Raw genomic sequence first — 15566 nt, 5'->3', positions numbered from 1 at the left:
TGCGAAGGAGATGTGATGCAGGTTGCAGATGAATCCATGCGCGGTTTCGATGGCATGTCATCGCTGGGTATCGCGATGGAGGCTCTGTCGCCGGTGGCGCACATGCTGGAGACGCGGGCACTGGATGAAGGGCGGGCGTTCGGCTTCTGCAGGGGATGTGGCATCTGGGGCTGGTTCTTCCAACCGGCCCAGGCGGAAGGGTGGTCGAACCTGTCCGAGGGCATGCTGTGCGCGTGCGGCCTGAACGGGAGGATGCGGGGTGTGCTTGGCGTCGTCGATGATGTGCTGGCCCGCATGCGGGGCGTGCCGCGGGCGGCAGTGTTCGAACGGCTCACCCCCCTGTTCGAAGCCCTGTTCCGGCGTGTTCCTGGCGTGACAGGAAGCGAATTCCTCGGCGACAAATGCCGCCCCGGGGAGCTGGTGGATCGTGGTGGCCGGCAGGTGCGCCACGAAAGCATGGATGACGCATCGTATGCGAGTGAGTCGCTGGAACTGGTGATGCACTTCGACGTCCTTGAGCACGTGCCCGATCCGCTGGCCGCGTTGCGCGAATGCCATCGGATTCTTGTGCCTGGCGGAAGGTTGGTCTTTTCCACACCGTTCTATGAGGGATTGAATGCATCCATCAGGCGGGCGCGGCTACGCGATGGTGTGCTGGTGCATGACCTGCCTGCTGCCTATCATGGCAATCCGGTCGACGAAGGAGGAGCCCTGGTCTTCATCCAGTTCGGGCAGGACCTGTTCGACATGGTGGCGGCATCGGGCTTTTGTCGCATTGAGGCGTGGTTGGCGTTCAATCCTGTCGAGGGGGTGTTCTCGAATGGGTGCCCTTACCCCGATGGGCATGCCTGGCCTGTGGTTTTCGTCGCCACCAAGCCAATGGCTGCGGCCTGAAGCCCCGGTGCGGCTCTCCGGGCTTTTCACTTCAACTGCAAGTTGATCAGGAGTGGGCAATGGAAGGATTGTGGCTGGATCAGGCGGATGCGGTCGCCCAGTTGCAGGGACGGGCGGCAGGAGACGTGCAGCTGGAGGCGATCGGTTCGCGCATGATCAAGGACGGGTTCGTGGTGCTTCCGTCGGCGATAGCGGGTACGGAATGCGACACGGTGGTCAGCGATTATCAGCGCTTCATCGACGATCTCGGCACCGAAGTGGAACGGCACAAGGATGCCGGCGGGCGCCTGCTGCGGGTGGTCAACTTTCATCTGTCCTCGGGCGCGGCCGCGAACATCGGGTGCAACCCGCGGTTGATGGCGATTCTTGATTTCCTGCTGGGGGACGAGGCCTCGGTCTATTCTTCGTTGTATTTCGAACATGGGAGCCAGCAGCCGATACACCGTGATTCCCCCTTCTTCGAAACGTTCCCGCGCAACCTTTTCTTCGGTGTGTGGGTTGCGCTCGAGGACATCTCGGTCGATGCGGGTCCGCTCATGTATGTTCCGGGAGGGCATCGTTTTGAGTGCGACCCTCACCGGATCTATGACGCCGTCGCGGCTCGCATGCCCGCAGCACAGCGTAGTGCGCTGATCAATGAAGCACTGGAGCAGTACTACGGTGAAGTGATCAGGGCCGCCTCCGGCGTTGGCGCACCGGCCGTGGTGGCACTGAAAAAGGGTGATGTCGCGATCTGGCATCCGCAGTTGCCCCACGGCGGGAGCCTGGCCACGGATCCTGGCCTTACCCGGCGGAGCATGGTTTTCCATTGTGTTCCGTCGTCGCGTCAGGTATATCAGCACGACGTTTTTTTCGCGCACCGCGGGCCGGCTCCGGCACCGCGCTACGGCTTTACCCGTGTCAACGGGAGGCATGTCGCGCTTTCAGGGGCGACGGCTTTCCAGCATTGACATGGCCCGATGTGAATCACCCGCCATCCAGAGAGTGAACATGAAGCGTTTCGTCTCCCTCGCCCTGCTTGCTCTCGTGGCTGCCTGCAGCCGTCCCGAGCCCGTTGCGTCCGGCGACCAGGCCAATGCCGACGCGGAAGGGAAACAGGGCCTGGTCGCCGAGGTTTCGTCCGGCATCGCGCCGATCCTCTCCAGCGCCTGCAACATCGAGGCGGTGGATGGTGTCGTCGTGCAGGACATGACTCCGATCGTGCTCAAGAACAGGCGCTTCGTGGTCGCGGGATGGCTGGTCGACGAAGCCGGTGCCGACGCGCCTGCCGCGCTGGTGATCCGCGTCGCGTCGCAGTCCGGCGATGGTCGCGTCTGGCAGCACGGGGTGGTGCCCACGATGGAGCGACCGGACGTCCAGCAGGCCCACGGCGGGGCCGCTGGCGCGCTGAAATCGGGCTTCTCCAGCGAGATCGATGCATCGGGCCTGGATGCCGGCACTTATCGCCTGACGCTCTCCTACGATCGCGGTGGACAGAAAGTCGTGTGTGACAATGGCCGGGCCGTGATTATCAAGTAACCGGTGCGGGCTTTTTTTCTCGAATGTGATCCAGCAGGTGCCCGGTTTCCGGGTTTCCGGCTTGCCGTCAGGTGGATTGTCCTATGAAGCATTTCTGGCGGCAGCCGCTGGTCACGCCGGTGCCTAAAGCGTTGCTGGTGGCGATGTTCGTTGCCTTCGTCATCCTGGTGGCCCGCGTGGTTTCGACCGAATCGCCGGTCATGGCCAGTGACGAGTATGCCTACTTCATGGGGGCGAAATACGCGGCTCAGGGACAGGAGCTGTATCGCTACGATCCGGCGATGCAGCCGATCGACAACAAGCTGTATCGGGTTCTTTTCGAGGCGTGGACACTGGTTTCGACCGAGCGCGTGGCACTCGTGGGGCGCCTGTGCAACGCGCTGCTGTTCGTCCTGTCATCATTGCTGGTGTTCTGGCTGGGCAGCAGGGTTTTTGACCGGAAAACCGCTGCCATCTCGTCCATAATCTACCTGCTGTTTCCATTCTCCTTCTATTCGACGCTTCTTCTCCCCGAGGTTGAATTCCAGGCGCTGGTCTATGCCGGGGTCGCACTGGCTCTGTGGGCGGCGGGGCGGGGGTCGGTCTGGGCGGTATTGCTTCCGGCGCTGGTGTCTGCGGCCGCCTATTTTGCCAAGCCGCACGCGGCGGCCCTTGTGGTCGGTACCGCCGCGTTCTTCATGGTGGCCGATCTGGCAGGCCAGGTCGGTAGCAGGTGGGCGGGGATCAGGTCGGGCATGGCGCGCGCGGCGCTCTACCTGGTCGCGACCGCCGGGCTTGTCTACATGGTGCGCCTGCTCGCCGGTGACGCCGGCGGTGGTGCGGGCGGGGTGGTTTCAAACTTCTATGCCTATTATCTGCAGCGGCTGTCCTCGCCGGCGTATCTGCTGAGCAATGCCTGGTCGATGCTGGACTATGTTGTCGGCCACGCGTGGGTGCTGATGCTGATGTTCGCGCCGGGCTGCCTGGTGATCGCCGGGGAGTGTTGGAGGGCGGCAAGGTCGCTGGCGACGGGGCGTAGCGAGGCGCCACTTGCCGGTGACGCGCTTCAGCGGAGGCGGTTGGCGGTATTCGTCGCGCTGCTGGGCATTGCGTTCCTGGCCATGATCGGCGCGTTCACCAATACCGCTTCGCAGGTGAGTGAATTCGAGAAGTACCGCCTCCACGGCCGCTACCTGGAGCCGTTGCTGCCGCTGCTGCTGCTGTTCTCGGTATGGGGCGTGTACGCCTCGCGAAGGTTGAAGGTGATGGGCACGGTGCTGCTGGTTTCGGTGCTCATGTTCTGCTTCTACCTGCGTTTCCAGTACCGCATCTATCCGTGGGACTATCCCGATATCTTCGTTTTCTTCACCTCGGGCCTGAAGCATTGGTCGCTTCCCGGGGTGAACAACTGGCTGATGTGGTTGGTGGTGCTCGCGGCAGTCGCTTTTTTTGTCTGCGCTCTCCGCGACAGGTTCGCGGCCAGATCCTACCTGGTCTACCTCGTGCTCCTGATGCTCGGCAGCCATGTGCAGATGGCCAACTGGCTGCGGCAGAGCGCACGGGACAACCGCGCGATGATCGAGGCCGGGGACATGCTTCGGGAGTGCCTGGTGGGCGCGCGGCCGGGAAGTGGCCTGGTCCTTGTCGACGATCGTTATGGCCGGTCTTCGTTCTTCCTCATGCAGTTCGCCAACCTGCAGCATGTCCGTAGCATAGGCAAGGCGGCCGATTTCGCTGGCGAGCTGCCACCGGGCGTCAACTGGATCATTGCCCCGTCCGACGTGCATGTCGCGCGGGAGGCGGCCGGGCGTTTCGATTTTGGCCCCCAGAGCCTCTATCGCTTCGACCAGGCGGGGGCGTGCCAATGACCGGAAGCGCCGATCTTGTCGCCGCGTAGAGCGGTGTTGGCGGAGAATCCCGGGTTGAGTGTCCATGCCCGCGGCGCGGACGGCCATGAATATGGGTAATTTCACTATGGAATCATTGGAGTCTGGCGACGTCATTGCGGTTGTCATCCCCTGCTACAAGGTGCGCAGGCACGTGTTGCAGGTGATCGATGCGATCGACGACCGGGTGAGTCTTGTCTATTGCGTCGACGACGCCTGCCCCGATGGCAGTGGTGATCTCATCGCGCGTGAATGCAACGATCCGCGGGTGACCGTGGTACGCCACGCGGTCAATCAGGGCGTTGGTGGAGCGATGCTCACCGGATACCAGCGTGCGGTGGCCGATGGCGCCACCATCGTGGTCAAGCTCGATGGCGACGGCCAGATGGACCCCGCGCTGCTGTACCAGTTCGTGCGTCCCATCATGCTGGGAGAGGCTGATTACACGAAGGGGAACAGGTTCTGGGATCTCGGCGAGATCCGGCAGATGCCGATGCTTCGCCGCATCGGAAACCTGGGGCTGTCCTTCATGTCAAAGGCGTCGACCGGCTACTGGGACGTGTTCGACCCCACCAACGGCTACACCGCCATTCATGCGCGGATAATAGAACGGCTTCCGGTCAATTCGATCAGCAGGCGCTACTTCTTTGAAACCGACATGCTGTTCCGCCTGAACACGATGCGGGCGGTGGTGGTGGATATACCGATGGACGCCAGGTACGGCGATGAGGAAAGCAGCCTGAAGATATCCCAGGTGGTGGGCGAATTTTCAGTGAAGCATGCCAAGAATTTCTTCAAGCGGATCGTGTACCGCTACTACCTGCGTGACCTTTCGGTTGCGTCGCTGGAGCTGGTGGCTGCCCTGGTGCTGCTGACCGGCGGGCTCGCCTACGGCGGTGTGCACTGGTGGATCTCCAGCCGTTCCGGTGTGGCGGCATCCACCGGTACCGTGGTCCTGCCGGCCTTGGCGATCATCAGTGGGCTCCAGTTTCTCCTGGCGTTCCTGGGGTATGACATCCAGACGGTACCCAAACGCCCGATCCATCGGTCGCTTTCCAGGCTGTCAGCAGTGTCCCGAACCTAGGGCGCAGCTCCTTCCGGCCGCTCCTGCAGGCGCCCGCTCCGGTTGGCTGCGCGGCGGCGGCCCAGGCGGGCGGCGGCCCCCATGTGGCGGTACTCGGGCACGATGCATGGTTGAGCCGGTGTCGTTGCGCTGATGCCGCTGTCAGGAGCGCCGGCAGCGAATGCACGGAGACGGCCGCCACATCTACGCGCGATGCCCTCGTCCGTGCGCAGACGGACCCAGCGACGCGAAAGTACAGGCGCCCGCGCGACCCGGCGGCATGACGGTGGCGGCAACCGCTTCCGGTTGCCGCCACGCGCGGCGTCAGAGCGCCGCTTCCAGCTCCGGCAGGAGGGTGAACAGGTCGCCCACCAGGCCGATGTCGGCCACTTCGAAGATCGGCGCGTCGCCGTCCTTGTTGATCGCCACGATGGTGCCGGCATCCTTGATGCCGGTCAGGTGCTGGATCGCGCCGGAGATGCCCACGGCGATGTACAGCTCGGGAGCGATGATCTTGCCGGTCTGGCCGACCTGCATGTCGCTGGGCACGTAGCCGGCATCGACCGCGGCACGCGAGGCACCGACGGCGGCACCGAGCTTGTCGGCCAGCTGGTAGATGACCTTGAAGTTCTCTTCCGAACCCACGCCGCGGCCACCGGATACCACGCGCTTGGCGCTCTGCAGGTCCGGGCGGTCGCTCTTGCCGGCGGCCAGGCCGACGAAGCGGGTGTGCGCGGGCAGCGCGACATCGACGCTGATCGCTTCGACCGGCGCGCTGTTGCCCCGCGCCGCTTCCGGCCACGAGGCGGCGCGCACGGTGGCCACGACCACCTGGTCGGCCGGCACCTCGACGGTGATGATGGCGTTGCCGGCGTAGATCGGGCGCTTGAAGGTATGCGGGCCGTCGACGGCCATCAGGTCGGAGACCTGGTTGACGCCCAGCAGCGCGGCCACCGCGGGCATCAGGTCCTTGCCGGTGGTGGTGGACGGGCCGAGCACGTGGCTGTAGCCGGCGGCGGCCTTGGCGATCTGCGGGGCCTGGACCTGGGCCACGGCGTGTTCGTTGGCCGGGTTGGCGAGGGTCAGCACCTTGCCGACGCCGGCGATCTGCGCGGCTTCGGCGGCGATGGCGGCCGGATCGGCGGCCAGCACCAGCACGTCGATGTCGCCGCCGATGGCGGCCGCGGCCGACACGGTCTTGGCGACGGCGCTGTTGAGCTTGCCGTCCAGGTGTTCGGCGATCACAAGAATTTTAGACATCGGAACTTCCTTCAAATGGGGCGCAAGGCTTCGGCATTGGAAAGTCCGGCCACGGATGGCCGGGCTCTTGATCAGGGATGATCACAAGAGCCCCTTCTGCTTGAGTGCGGCCACCAGTTCGGCGGCATCCTTCACCATCACGCCCTTGCTGCGCTTGGCCGGGGCGGCGTAATGGGTGGTCTTGAACGTATCGGCGGCTTCGACGCCCAGGTCGGTCAACTGCAGGGTCTCCAGCGGCTTGGCCTTGGCTTTCATGATGTCCGGCAGCTTGATGAAGCGCGGCTCGTTCAGGCGCAGGTCGGTGGTGATCACCGCCGGCAGGTCCACTTCCAGCGTTTCCAGGCCGGCGTCGACTTCACGGGTGACCGTGGCCTTGCCGTCGGCGATCTCCACCTTGGAGGCGAAGGTGGCCTGCGGGCGCGCCCACAGCGTGGCCAGCATCTGCCCGGTCTGGTTGGCGTCGTCGTCGATGGCCTGCTTGCCGAGGATGACCAGGTCCGGCTGTTCCTTTTCCACCAGCTTGAGCAGGGTGCGGGCGGCGGTCAGCGGCTGGATCGCCTGGTCGGTGACCACGTGGATGGCGCGGTTGGCGCCCATGGCCAGGCCGTTGCGCAGGTGCGCCTGGGCGTCGGCCGGGGCGATGGTGGCCACCACCACTTCGCTGGCGATGCCCTTGTCGCGCAGGCGCAGGGCTTCTTCCAGCGCGATTTCGTCGAACGGGTTGGGCGAAAGCTTGACGCCGTCGGTGACCACGCCGGAACCATCCGGCTTGACCTGAATGCGGACGTTGTAGTCCACCACGCGCTTGTACGCGACGAGGATTTTCATGTGCTGCGGGATCCTTCGGTTGCAGGGGGCCGGCGCCAGTGCCGGACAGATGAGGGCCCGATTCTAGCGGCTGGGGGAGTCCCGTGCGAATGCGTATGGATGTGCCCGCCCCGCGTTCCGCTGGGGCGGGGGCCATCATCGGCCGTGGGTCCATCGCCTGCCTGCACCCGGGCGCACGTGCATCGTCCGGCGTTCAGTGGCGGCAAAGCTGGCGCGGCAGGGCTGCCTGTATCCTGTGCCGCTTGGAGCAAGCCTCGGATCGCGGAGATCCGGGCGAATGGACGTCACAGGAGACAAGAATAGTGCCCACCTGGCTAGTGACCGGCGGTGCCGGCTTCATCGGCGGCAATTTCGTGCTGGAGGCGGTCGCCCGCGGCATCAGGGTCGTCAACCTCGATGCCCTCACCTACGCGGGAAACCTGCGCACCCTGGCGAGCCTGGAAGGCAACCCGGCCCATGTTTTCGTCCAGGGCGACATCGGTGACCGCGCCCTGGTCGAGCGCCTGCTGGCCGAGCACCGGCCCGACGCGGTGCTGAACTTCGCCGCCGAGAGCCATGTCGACCGCTCGATCGACGGCCCCGGCGCCTTCATCCAGACCAACGTGGTCGGCACCCTGGGCCTGCTCGAAGCGGTGCGCGACTACTGGAAGGGGCTCCCGGCCACCGAGGCCGGGGCGTTCCGGTTCCTGCACGTGTCCACCGACGAGGTCTACGGCACGCTGGGCGAGACCGGCAAGTTCACCGAGACCACCCCGTATGCGCCGAATTCGCCGTACTCGGCGTCCAAGGCCGCCTCGGACCACCTGGTGCGCGCGTTCCACCATACCTACGGGCTGCCGGTGCTGACCACCAATTGTTCCAACAACTACGGCCCGTACCACTTCCCGGAAAAGCTCATCCCGCTGGTGATCGCCAAGGCGCTGGCCGGCGAGCCGCTGCCGGTGTACGGCGACGGCAGGCAGGTGCGCGACTGGCTGTTCGTCACCGACCACTGCGAAGCGATCCGCACGGTACTGGCCAAGGGCAGGGTCGGCGAGACCTACAACGTTGGCGGCAACTCGGAGAAGCAGAACATCGAGGTGGTGCAGGCGATCTGCGCACTGCTCGATGCCCGCCGCCCGCGCGAGGATGGCAAGCCGCGCAGCAGCCAGATCACCCACGTGGCAGACCGCCCGGGCCACGACCGCCGCTACGCCATCGATGCGTCCAAGCTGAAGGACGAACTGGGCTGGGAGCCGGCCTACACCTTCGAACAGGGCATCGCCTTCACCGTGGACTGGTACCTGGACAACCAGGCGTGGGTCAACGGCGTGCTCGACGGCAGCTACCGCCTGCAGCGCATCGGCACCGCCGCCTGACACCGGAGACGACATGACCCAACGCAAAGGCATCATCCTCGCCGGCGGTTCCGGCACGCGCCTGTATCCGATCACCAAGGGCGTCAGCAAGCAGCTGCTGCCGGTGTACGACAAGCCGATGATCTACTACCCGCTGAGCGTGTTGATGATGGCCGGCATCCGCGAGGTGCTGATCATCAACACCCCGCACGAGCAGGCGCTGTTCCAGGCATTGCTGGGCGACGGCTCGCAGTGGGGCATGGACATCCGCTACGCGGTGCAGCCAAGCCCGGACGGGCTGGCGCAGGCCTACCTGATCGGCCGCGATTTCGTCGGCGGCAAGCCGAGCTGCCTGGTGCTGGGCGACAACATCTTCCACGGCCACGGCCTGCGCCAGCTGCTGCGCAGCGCCGATGCGCGCGAGGCCGGGGCGACCGTGTTCGGTTACTGGGTCAATGACCCGGAGCGTTATGGCGTGGCCGAGTTCGATCGCGACGGCAAGGTCGTCGGCCTGGTCGAGAAGCCGCAGAACCCGCGCTCCAACTACGCGGTCACCGGGCTTTATTTCTATGACGGCAATGCCAGCGACTACGCGGCCGCGCTCAGCCCCTCGCCGCGCGGGGAGCTGGAGATCACCGACCTGAACAAGTGCTACCTGGACGCGGGCACGCTGTACCTGGAGCAGCTCGGGCGTGGCTATGCCTGGCTCGACACCGGCACCCACCAGTCGCTGCTGGAGGCGTCCAACTTCATCGAGACCATCCAGACCCGGCAGGGCCTGCAGGTCTGCTGCCCCGAGGAAATCGCCTATGGGCAGGGCTGGATCGGCGCGGCCGAACTGGAGGCGCTGGCCGCGCCGCTGCTCAAGAACGGCTATGGCCAGTACCTGCAGAAGCTGCTGCAGCGCGGGGTGGTGCCATGAAGGTCATCGAGACCGCACTGCCGGGCTGCGTGGTGATCGAGCCCGCCGTGTTCGGCGACGCCCGCGGCATGTTCTTCGAGACCTGGAACGCCGAACGCTTCGCCGCGCACGGGCTGCCCACCCGGTTCGTGCAGAGCAACGTCTCCACCTCGGTCAAGGGCGTGCTGCGCGGCCTGCATTACCAGTGGCCGCGGCCGCAGGGCAAGCTGGTCAGCGTGCTCGAGGGCGAGGTCTATGACGTGGCGGTGGACATCCGCCGCGGCTCGCCGACCTTCGGGCGCTGGGAAGCGGTGCTGCTCAGCGCCGACAACCATCGCCAGTTCTGGATCCCGGAAGGCTTCGCGCATGGCTTTGCGGTGCTGTCCGAGCGCGCCGTGTTCAGCTATCTGTGCACCGACGTCTACGTCAGGGAAGCCGATGCCGGCGTGCGCTGGAACGATGCCGGCATCGCCGTCGACTGGCCGGTCAGCGCGCCGACGCTGTCGGCCAAGGATGAAGCGGCGCCGTTCCTGGCGGATATCGCCGAGGACCGGCTGCCGGTGTACCAGCCATGACGATCCTGGTGTTCGGCGGCAACGGCCAGGTCGGCCGCGAACTGCTGCGCGCGCTGGCGCCGCTGGGCACGGTGGTCGCCACCACCCGCAGCGGCACGCTGGCTGACGGCAGCGCCTGCGAAGTGGCCGATTTCGACCGGCCCGACAGCCTGCCGGCGCTGCTGGACCGGCTGCGGCCGGCGCTGGTGGTCAATGCCGCGGCCTATACCGCGGTGGATCGTGCCGAACAGGAGCCGGAGGCCGCGTTCCGCGCCAACGCGCAGGCCCCGGGAGTGATCGCGCGCTGGTGCGCCGCGCAAGGCGTGCCGCTGGTGCATTACTCGACCGATTACGTGTTCGACGGGCAGGGCCGCGCGCCTTACCGCGAGGACGCGCCGACCGCACCGCTGGGGGTCTACGGCACCAGCAAGCGCGATGGCGAGGACGCGGTGCGCGCCGCCGGCGGGCGCCACCTGATCTTCCGCACCGCGTGGGTGTATGCCGCGCATGGCGGCAATTTCCTGCGCACCATGCTGCGCCTGGGCGCCGAGCGCGACGAACTGCGCGTGGTCGCCGACCAGATCGGCACGCCGACCCCGGCTGCCCTGATCGCCGACGTCACCGCGCACGCGTTGCGGCATCCCGGCGGCCTGTCCGGCACCTGGCACCTGACCGCATCGGGGCAGACCAGCTGGCACGGTTTCGCCGAGGAGATATTCAGGCAGGCCGGTGCGATGGGCCTGATCGGGCGCCTGCCGCAGGTGCTGCCGATCACCACGGAACAGTATCCGACGCCGGCGCGGCGGCCCGCATATTCATGCCTGGATACGTCGGCGCTGGTAGCGGACTTTGGTCTTGAGCTGCCTGATTGGCGCGAAGGCGTGGGCCGGGTGCTGGGCGAACTGCGGCAGTGTGCGCCGGGGACGCCCCGATAGCCGCCGCGGTTTTCACCGCGGGTGAAGGCCGGGCGCCGGGCCACGGCGCACCTGCGGGCGCTGGTGCGGAGCATGGCTCCAGCTCGGGTTTTGCGGCTACCATGTCGCCCGGCCTACCTTCGAGTCAGTGGGCGGTTGCGGGGGCGAAGTGCCGCAACCCCATGCCTCCGGTACCGCACCGCGCCCTCTGGACCGTCCACGCATGAATCCGTCGATTGAAACGCACCCCCTGCCGGCTTCCGCTGCAGCAGGCATCGCAGGGCGGCGGCTGGGCGAGATTCTGGTCGAGCGCCGGCTGGTTTCCGGCAATGACGTGGGCAAGGCATTGGCCTTCCAGGAGCAGTACGGCGGCCGCATCGGCAGCGTGCTGGTCCGGCTTGGCGCACTGTCCGAAGAGTCGCTGCTGCCGGTGCTTTCCGAGCAGTTGGGCATACCGCTGATCCATGCCTCCGAATGGCCCATGGAGGGGGACGCGATCCGCAGCCTCCTGAGCGCATCGCCGTTCGCGCTGGGCTGGTGGCTGGACAATGGCGTGGTGGCATGGGAGTCGCCGGCCGGCGATGGGATCCTGGTCGCCGCCGCCGATCCGCTGGAGCCGGTCGTCAACGAAGCGCTGCTGCGCGCGTTCCCCGGCCGGCCCTGGCAATGGCGGCTGCTGCAGTCGCAGGAGCTGGCACGCCTGCTTGAACTGGCCAATGCCGGGGGCGGTGGCTCGGACCCGTCGTGGGACGACGATGTCAACCATCTGCGCGAGCTGGCGGAAGAGGCGCCGGTCATCGAGCTGGTGAACAACATGCTTGCGCAGGCGATGGACCTGCGCGCGTCCGACGTCCATATCGAGCCCGAGGAGGCGCAGTTCCATGTGCGCATGCGCATTGACGGCATCCTCCATTCCCGCATGACCCTGCCCGCCAGCCGCTACCCGGCGGTCGCTTCGCGCGTGAAGCTGATCTCCGGCATGGACATCGCCGAACGCCGCCTGCCGCAGGACGGACGCCTGAGCATCCGCGTCAGCGGCAAGGAAGTGGACATACGCGCGTCGGCGGTGCCCGCCGTGCATGGCGAGTCGATCGTGATGCGCCTGCTGCCGAAGGAGCGCGAGGACCTGAACCTGGAGCGGCTGGGCTTCTCGCCCCAGGACCTGAAGCTGTTCCGCGCCTGGGCGCGCGAGCCGCACGGCGTCATCCTCGTCACCGGTCCGACCGGCTCGGGTAAATCGACGACCCTGTACGGAACGCTGGAGGAGCTCAACCAGGCCGACCGCAAGATCATCACGGTCGAGGATCCCGTCGAATACGAGGTCAAGGGCGTCACCCAGATCCAGTGCAACGCCGAGATCGGCTACACGTTCGCCCGTGCGCTGCGCGCCATCCTGCGCCAGGACCCCGACGTCATCATGATTGGTGAAATCCGTGATCTGGAGACGGCGGCCATCGCCGTGCAGTCCGCCCTCACCGGCCATCTGGTGCTGTCCACCCTGCATACCAATGACGCGGTGAGCGCTTTCACCCGCCTGACGGACATGGGGGTGGAGCCGTTCCTGGTGGCGACCAGTGTGCGTGCGGTGCAGGCGCAGCGGCTGGTACGCAAGCTCTGTACCCGGTGCAGCGAACCGGCCGAGGCCCCTCCGGCGATCGAGGCTCTGGTCGCCGGCATGGTGGAGGATGGCGTTCCGGCCGACTGGCGCCAGCCGAGGGGGTGCGCAAGTTGCCAGGGCAGTGGCTACCGCGGCCGGGTCGGCATCTATGAGCTGGTCGACGTTACCCCTGCCATGCAGGAACTGATCGTCGCCCGCGCGCCGGCCGAACGCATGCGCGCGCTCGCTGATGCGCAGGGCGGGCGCGGCCTGCGCGAGGACGGCCTGCTCAAGGCGCGCGCGGGCTTGACCAGCATCGACGAGGTCGTGCGCGTGACCGGGGGAATCAGTCTCGATGAGTGAGAGCGCAGGCTTCCGTTACGAAGCGTTCGACCGTGCCGGCAAGCGGGCAACCGGCAATGTGGAAGCAGCCACCGAAGCCGAGGCGTCGCGCCTGCTGGCGGCGCAGGGGTTGACCGTATCGGCGCTGTCCCCGGTCCGTCCGGCATGGCGTGGCTTCAGGCGAGGCAAGGCGTCCACACGGGAACTGCAGCTGATGCTGCACGAGTTCACCACCCTGCTCGAGGCCGGCGTCCGGCTGGTGACCGCGCTGTCCTCGCTGGCCCACTCCAGCCATCACGCGGCACTCGTCGCCGCGTTCGCGGACATGGAGCGGATGGTGCGGCGAGGCGAGAGTTTCAGCACGGCCCTGCGCGCCTCCGTCCTGCCGGTGCCGGAGTACTTCCATCAGCTGGTCCAGGCGGGCGAGGCCACTGGCAGGCTGGCCGAGTCCCTGCGCAGCGGCGTCGAGCAGTTCGAGTACGACCAGCGCGTCCGCCAGGAAATGGCCGGGGCTTTGATCTACCCCCTGGTGCTGGTGGGTTCTGGCATTGCCGCCGTCGGCATCATCTTCATGTGGGTGGTGCCGCGTTTCGGTGGCCTGCTCACCCAGCATGGCGACAGCATGCCGGCGCTTTCACGGTGGGTGATCAGTACGGGTGTCTGGCTGAGCTCGCACGCATGGCTGGTGCTGGCCGCGGTGTTGGCCATCGCCATCGCGCTGCGCATGGTGTTCAAGCTCCCGGGGTTCACCGCCGGGCTGATCGAACGCGCGGCGCGCCTGCCGGTGCTGGGGGAGTGGCTGATCGAGGCCGAGGTAGGCCGCTGGGCAAGTACCCTTGCGGCCCTGCTCGGCGGCAAGGTGGAGCTGATCCGCGCGCTCAACCTGGCCGCCGCATCGGTCAAGATGGGCTTCCTGCGCGATCGGCTGGGCGCCGTCGCCAAGTCGGTGAAGGCGGGCAAGTCCATTGCCGTCTCGCTGCGCGAGCACCGGGCACTGAACGACACCGGTTACGATCTGGTCGCGGTGGGCGAGGCCAGTGGCGAGCTGCCCAAGCTGCTCACGGCGCTTGGCAAGTTGTATGAGACAATCGGCCGGGACCGCATGAAGCGCACGCTGCAGCTGGTCGAGCCCCTGGCCATCATCGTGATCGGCATCGTGGTGGGCACGATCATGACCGCCATCATCCTGGCCATCACCAGCGTCAACGACGTGCGCCTGTAAGTTATTTCCGGAGTATCACATGCGTTCCCATCGAATCGAATCGGGCTTCACCCTGCTGGAAATGCTGGTGGTTCTGGTGATCATCGGATTGATCGCCAGCCTTGTCGGCCCGCGCCTGTTCAGTCGCGTGGACAGCTCCAAGGTCCAGGTGGCCGAAACGCAGACGCGCCTGCTGCGCGGCGCGGTCGAGACGTTCCGCCTCGAAGTCGGGCGCATCCCGACCGAGAGCGAGGGCCTGTCCGTGCTTTACGTCGCTCCGGCCGACGAACGTGCCAAGGCCCGTTGGCGTGGCCCGTACCTGGATGAGCAGGTGCCGTCCGATCCCTGGGGCAATCCCTACCAGTATGCGATTCCCGGGCGCGATGGCCTGCCGTTCGCGGTGTATTCGTTCGGTGCCGATGGCAAGGCCGGGGGCGAAGGCAATGATGCGGACGTCGGGTTCCTGCCCGGCAAGTGATGCCGGCAACCGGCGGATGGCTGCGCAGCGCGGCTTCACCCTGCTGGAATTGCTGATCGTGCTCGCGCTGACCTCCATGGTCGTGGCGCTCGTGGCGCCGCGTCTCTCGCAGACGGTGGCGGCGATCGGCCGCAGCGGTGACCGCGCCGAGGTCGTGCGGCAGCTCGAGGAGCTGCCGATGCTGGCGCGCCGCCAGGCGGCAGCCATCAACGTGGACGAGCATGCCGACCTGTCGTCGCTGCTGGCGCTGCCGCAAGGGTGGAGCGTGGTAGCCCTGGGCCCGTTGCGGGTCAGGGAGAATGGAATCTGCGACGACGCTGACGTGCAGGTGCGCACGGAAGGCCTGGTGGAGCGCTGGCACCTGCAGATGCCCGATTGTGCCGTCGGCGATGCACGCTGACCGGCAGCGCGGGTTTTCCCTGCTCGAGGCGATCGTCGCACTGGCGATCCTGGCTTCGGTCGGCATGGCGTTGTTCGCCGCCATGAACCAGTCCCTGAGCATGGTGGCCCGGGCGGAGAAGGTGCGCGAGCGTGAATCGGCGCTGCGCAATGCGGTGGCCTGGATCCAGGTCATCAATCCGGCCCAGCAGCCACGTGGCGAGCACGAGCTGGGCGACCTGCGATTGCGCTGGACATCCGAACCGGTGGAGCCGCCCCGCGACGCGGCCACCGGGCATGAGCGCGCGGGGCTGTACCGAGTGGGCCTGTACAAGATGCGCCTGGAGCTCGACCGGGACGGGCAGCCGCTGGCGGAGATCGAACTGCGCCGGGTCGGCTACGAGCAGGTGCGCGAGCCCAGCGTGCTATGAAAAGG

General features: G+C 66.6%; 16 protein-coding genes. 14 read left to right on the top strand and 2 right to left on the bottom strand.

Annotated features, from left to right (window positions below):
- Positions 1 to 15 precede the first annotated feature (15 nt).
- The 5 genes from MKP15_RS15755 (at position 16) to MKP15_RS15735 (ending at position 5361) form a co-directional block, all read left to right on the top strand.
- The gene (locus MKP15_RS15755) at positions 16 to 894 is read left to right on the top strand and encodes a class I SAM-dependent methyltransferase (protein ID WP_240213364.1); all 879 of its coding nucleotides are present in this window, start codon (positions 16 to 18) and stop codon (positions 892 to 894) included.
- 59 nt (positions 895 to 953) lie between these two features.
- On the top strand, positions 954 to 1844 hold the full coding sequence (locus MKP15_RS15750) for a phytanoyl-CoA dioxygenase family protein (protein ID WP_240213363.1): 891 nt from the start codon (positions 954 to 956) through the stop codon (positions 1842 to 1844).
- A 40-nt stretch (positions 1845 to 1884) separates the two neighbouring features.
- A complete protein-coding gene (locus tag MKP15_RS15745) occupies positions 1885 to 2412 on the top strand; it encodes a hypothetical protein (RefSeq protein ID WP_240213362.1) in 528 nt (175 codons plus the stop codon).
- 83 nt (positions 2413 to 2495) lie between these two features.
- On the top strand, positions 2496 to 4259 hold the full coding sequence (locus MKP15_RS15740; RefSeq protein ID WP_240213361.1) for a hypothetical protein: 1764 nt from the start codon (positions 2496 to 2498) through the stop codon (positions 4257 to 4259).
- A gap of 85 nt (positions 4260 to 4344) precedes the next feature.
- Positions 4345 to 5361, top strand: a complete 1017-nt coding sequence (locus MKP15_RS15735; protein WP_240213360.1) for a glycosyltransferase family 2 protein — start codon at positions 4345 to 4347, stop codon at positions 5359 to 5361.
- A 303-nt stretch (positions 5362 to 5664) separates the two neighbouring features.
- On the opposite strand, the gene MKP15_RS15730 is transcribed toward MKP15_RS15735, so the two are convergent.
- Complete coding sequence (locus MKP15_RS15730; protein WP_104940103.1) at positions 5665 to 6600, bottom strand: electron transfer flavoprotein subunit alpha/FixB family protein; 936 nt, start codon at positions 6598 to 6600, stop codon at positions 5665 to 5667.
- A gap of 81 nt (positions 6601 to 6681) precedes the next feature.
- Complete coding sequence (locus tag MKP15_RS15725; RefSeq protein ID WP_240213359.1) at positions 6682 to 7428, bottom strand: electron transfer flavoprotein subunit beta/FixA family protein; 747 nt, start codon at positions 7426 to 7428, stop codon at positions 6682 to 6684.
- Between the two features lie 302 nt (positions 7429 to 7730).
- On the opposite strand from MKP15_RS15725, the gene rfbB reads away from it, so the two are divergent.
- The 9 genes from rfbB (at position 7731) to MKP15_RS15680 (ending at position 15561) form a co-directional block, all read left to right on the top strand.
- Positions 7731 to 8786 (top strand): dTDP-glucose 4,6-dehydratase, encoded by a 1056-nt coding sequence (rfbB, locus tag MKP15_RS15720; RefSeq protein ID WP_240213358.1) that lies wholly within the window; start codon positions 7731 to 7733, stop codon positions 8784 to 8786.
- 13 nt (positions 8787 to 8799) lie between these two features.
- Positions 8800 to 9687 (top strand): glucose-1-phosphate thymidylyltransferase RfbA, encoded by an 888-nt coding sequence (gene rfbA / locus MKP15_RS15715; RefSeq protein WP_161615128.1) that lies wholly within the window; start codon positions 8800 to 8802, stop codon positions 9685 to 9687.
- Positions 9684 to 10241, top strand: coding sequence for a dTDP-4-dehydrorhamnose 3,5-epimerase (gene rfbC / locus MKP15_RS15710; RefSeq protein WP_240213357.1), 558 nt, complete (start codon positions 9684 to 9686; stop codon positions 10239 to 10241). The genes rfbA and rfbC overlap by 4 nt, the downstream gene beginning before the upstream one ends.
- Positions 10238 to 11155: a dTDP-4-dehydrorhamnose reductase gene (gene rfbD, locus MKP15_RS15705; RefSeq protein WP_240213356.1), complete on the top strand. Its 918-nt coding sequence runs from the start codon at positions 10238 to 10240 to the stop codon at positions 11153 to 11155. The genes rfbC and rfbD overlap by 4 nt, the downstream gene beginning before the upstream one ends.
- A gap of 127 nt (positions 11156 to 11282) precedes the next feature.
- Entirely contained in the window at positions 11283 to 13094 is a 1812-nt protein-coding gene (locus MKP15_RS15700) for a GspE/PulE family protein (RefSeq protein ID WP_240213355.1), read from the top strand.
- Positions 13087 to 14295 carry a type II secretion system F family protein gene (locus MKP15_RS15695; RefSeq protein ID WP_240213354.1) on the top strand — a complete coding sequence of 403 codons (1209 nt, stop codon included), beginning with the start codon at positions 13087 to 13089 and terminating at the stop codon, positions 14293 to 14295. The genes MKP15_RS15700 and MKP15_RS15695 overlap by 8 nt, the downstream gene beginning before the upstream one ends.
- Positions 14296 to 14314: 19 nt before the next feature.
- Entirely contained in the window at positions 14315 to 14752 is a 438-nt protein-coding gene (gene gspG, locus MKP15_RS15690; RefSeq protein ID WP_182336118.1) for a type II secretion system major pseudopilin GspG, read from the top strand.
- Positions 14753 to 14768: 16 nt separating this feature from the next.
- Positions 14769 to 15152, top strand: coding sequence for a prepilin-type N-terminal cleavage/methylation domain-containing protein (locus MKP15_RS15685; protein WP_240213353.1), 384 nt, complete (start codon positions 14769 to 14771; stop codon positions 15150 to 15152).
- On the top strand, positions 15142 to 15561 hold the full coding sequence (locus MKP15_RS15680; RefSeq protein ID WP_240213352.1) for a type II secretion system protein: 420 nt from the start codon (positions 15142 to 15144) through the stop codon (positions 15559 to 15561). Before MKP15_RS15685 ends, MKP15_RS15680 begins: the two co-directional genes overlap by 11 nt.
- The last annotated feature ends 5 nt before the right edge of the window (positions 15562 to 15566 follow it).

Source organism: Stenotrophomonas sp. Y6 (genome assembly GCF_022436665.1).
GTDB classification, from domain to species: Bacteria; Pseudomonadota; Gammaproteobacteria; order Xanthomonadales; family Xanthomonadaceae; genus Stenotrophomonas; species Stenotrophomonas acidaminiphila_A.
This window is presented reverse-complemented; position numbering and strand designations above follow the sequence as displayed.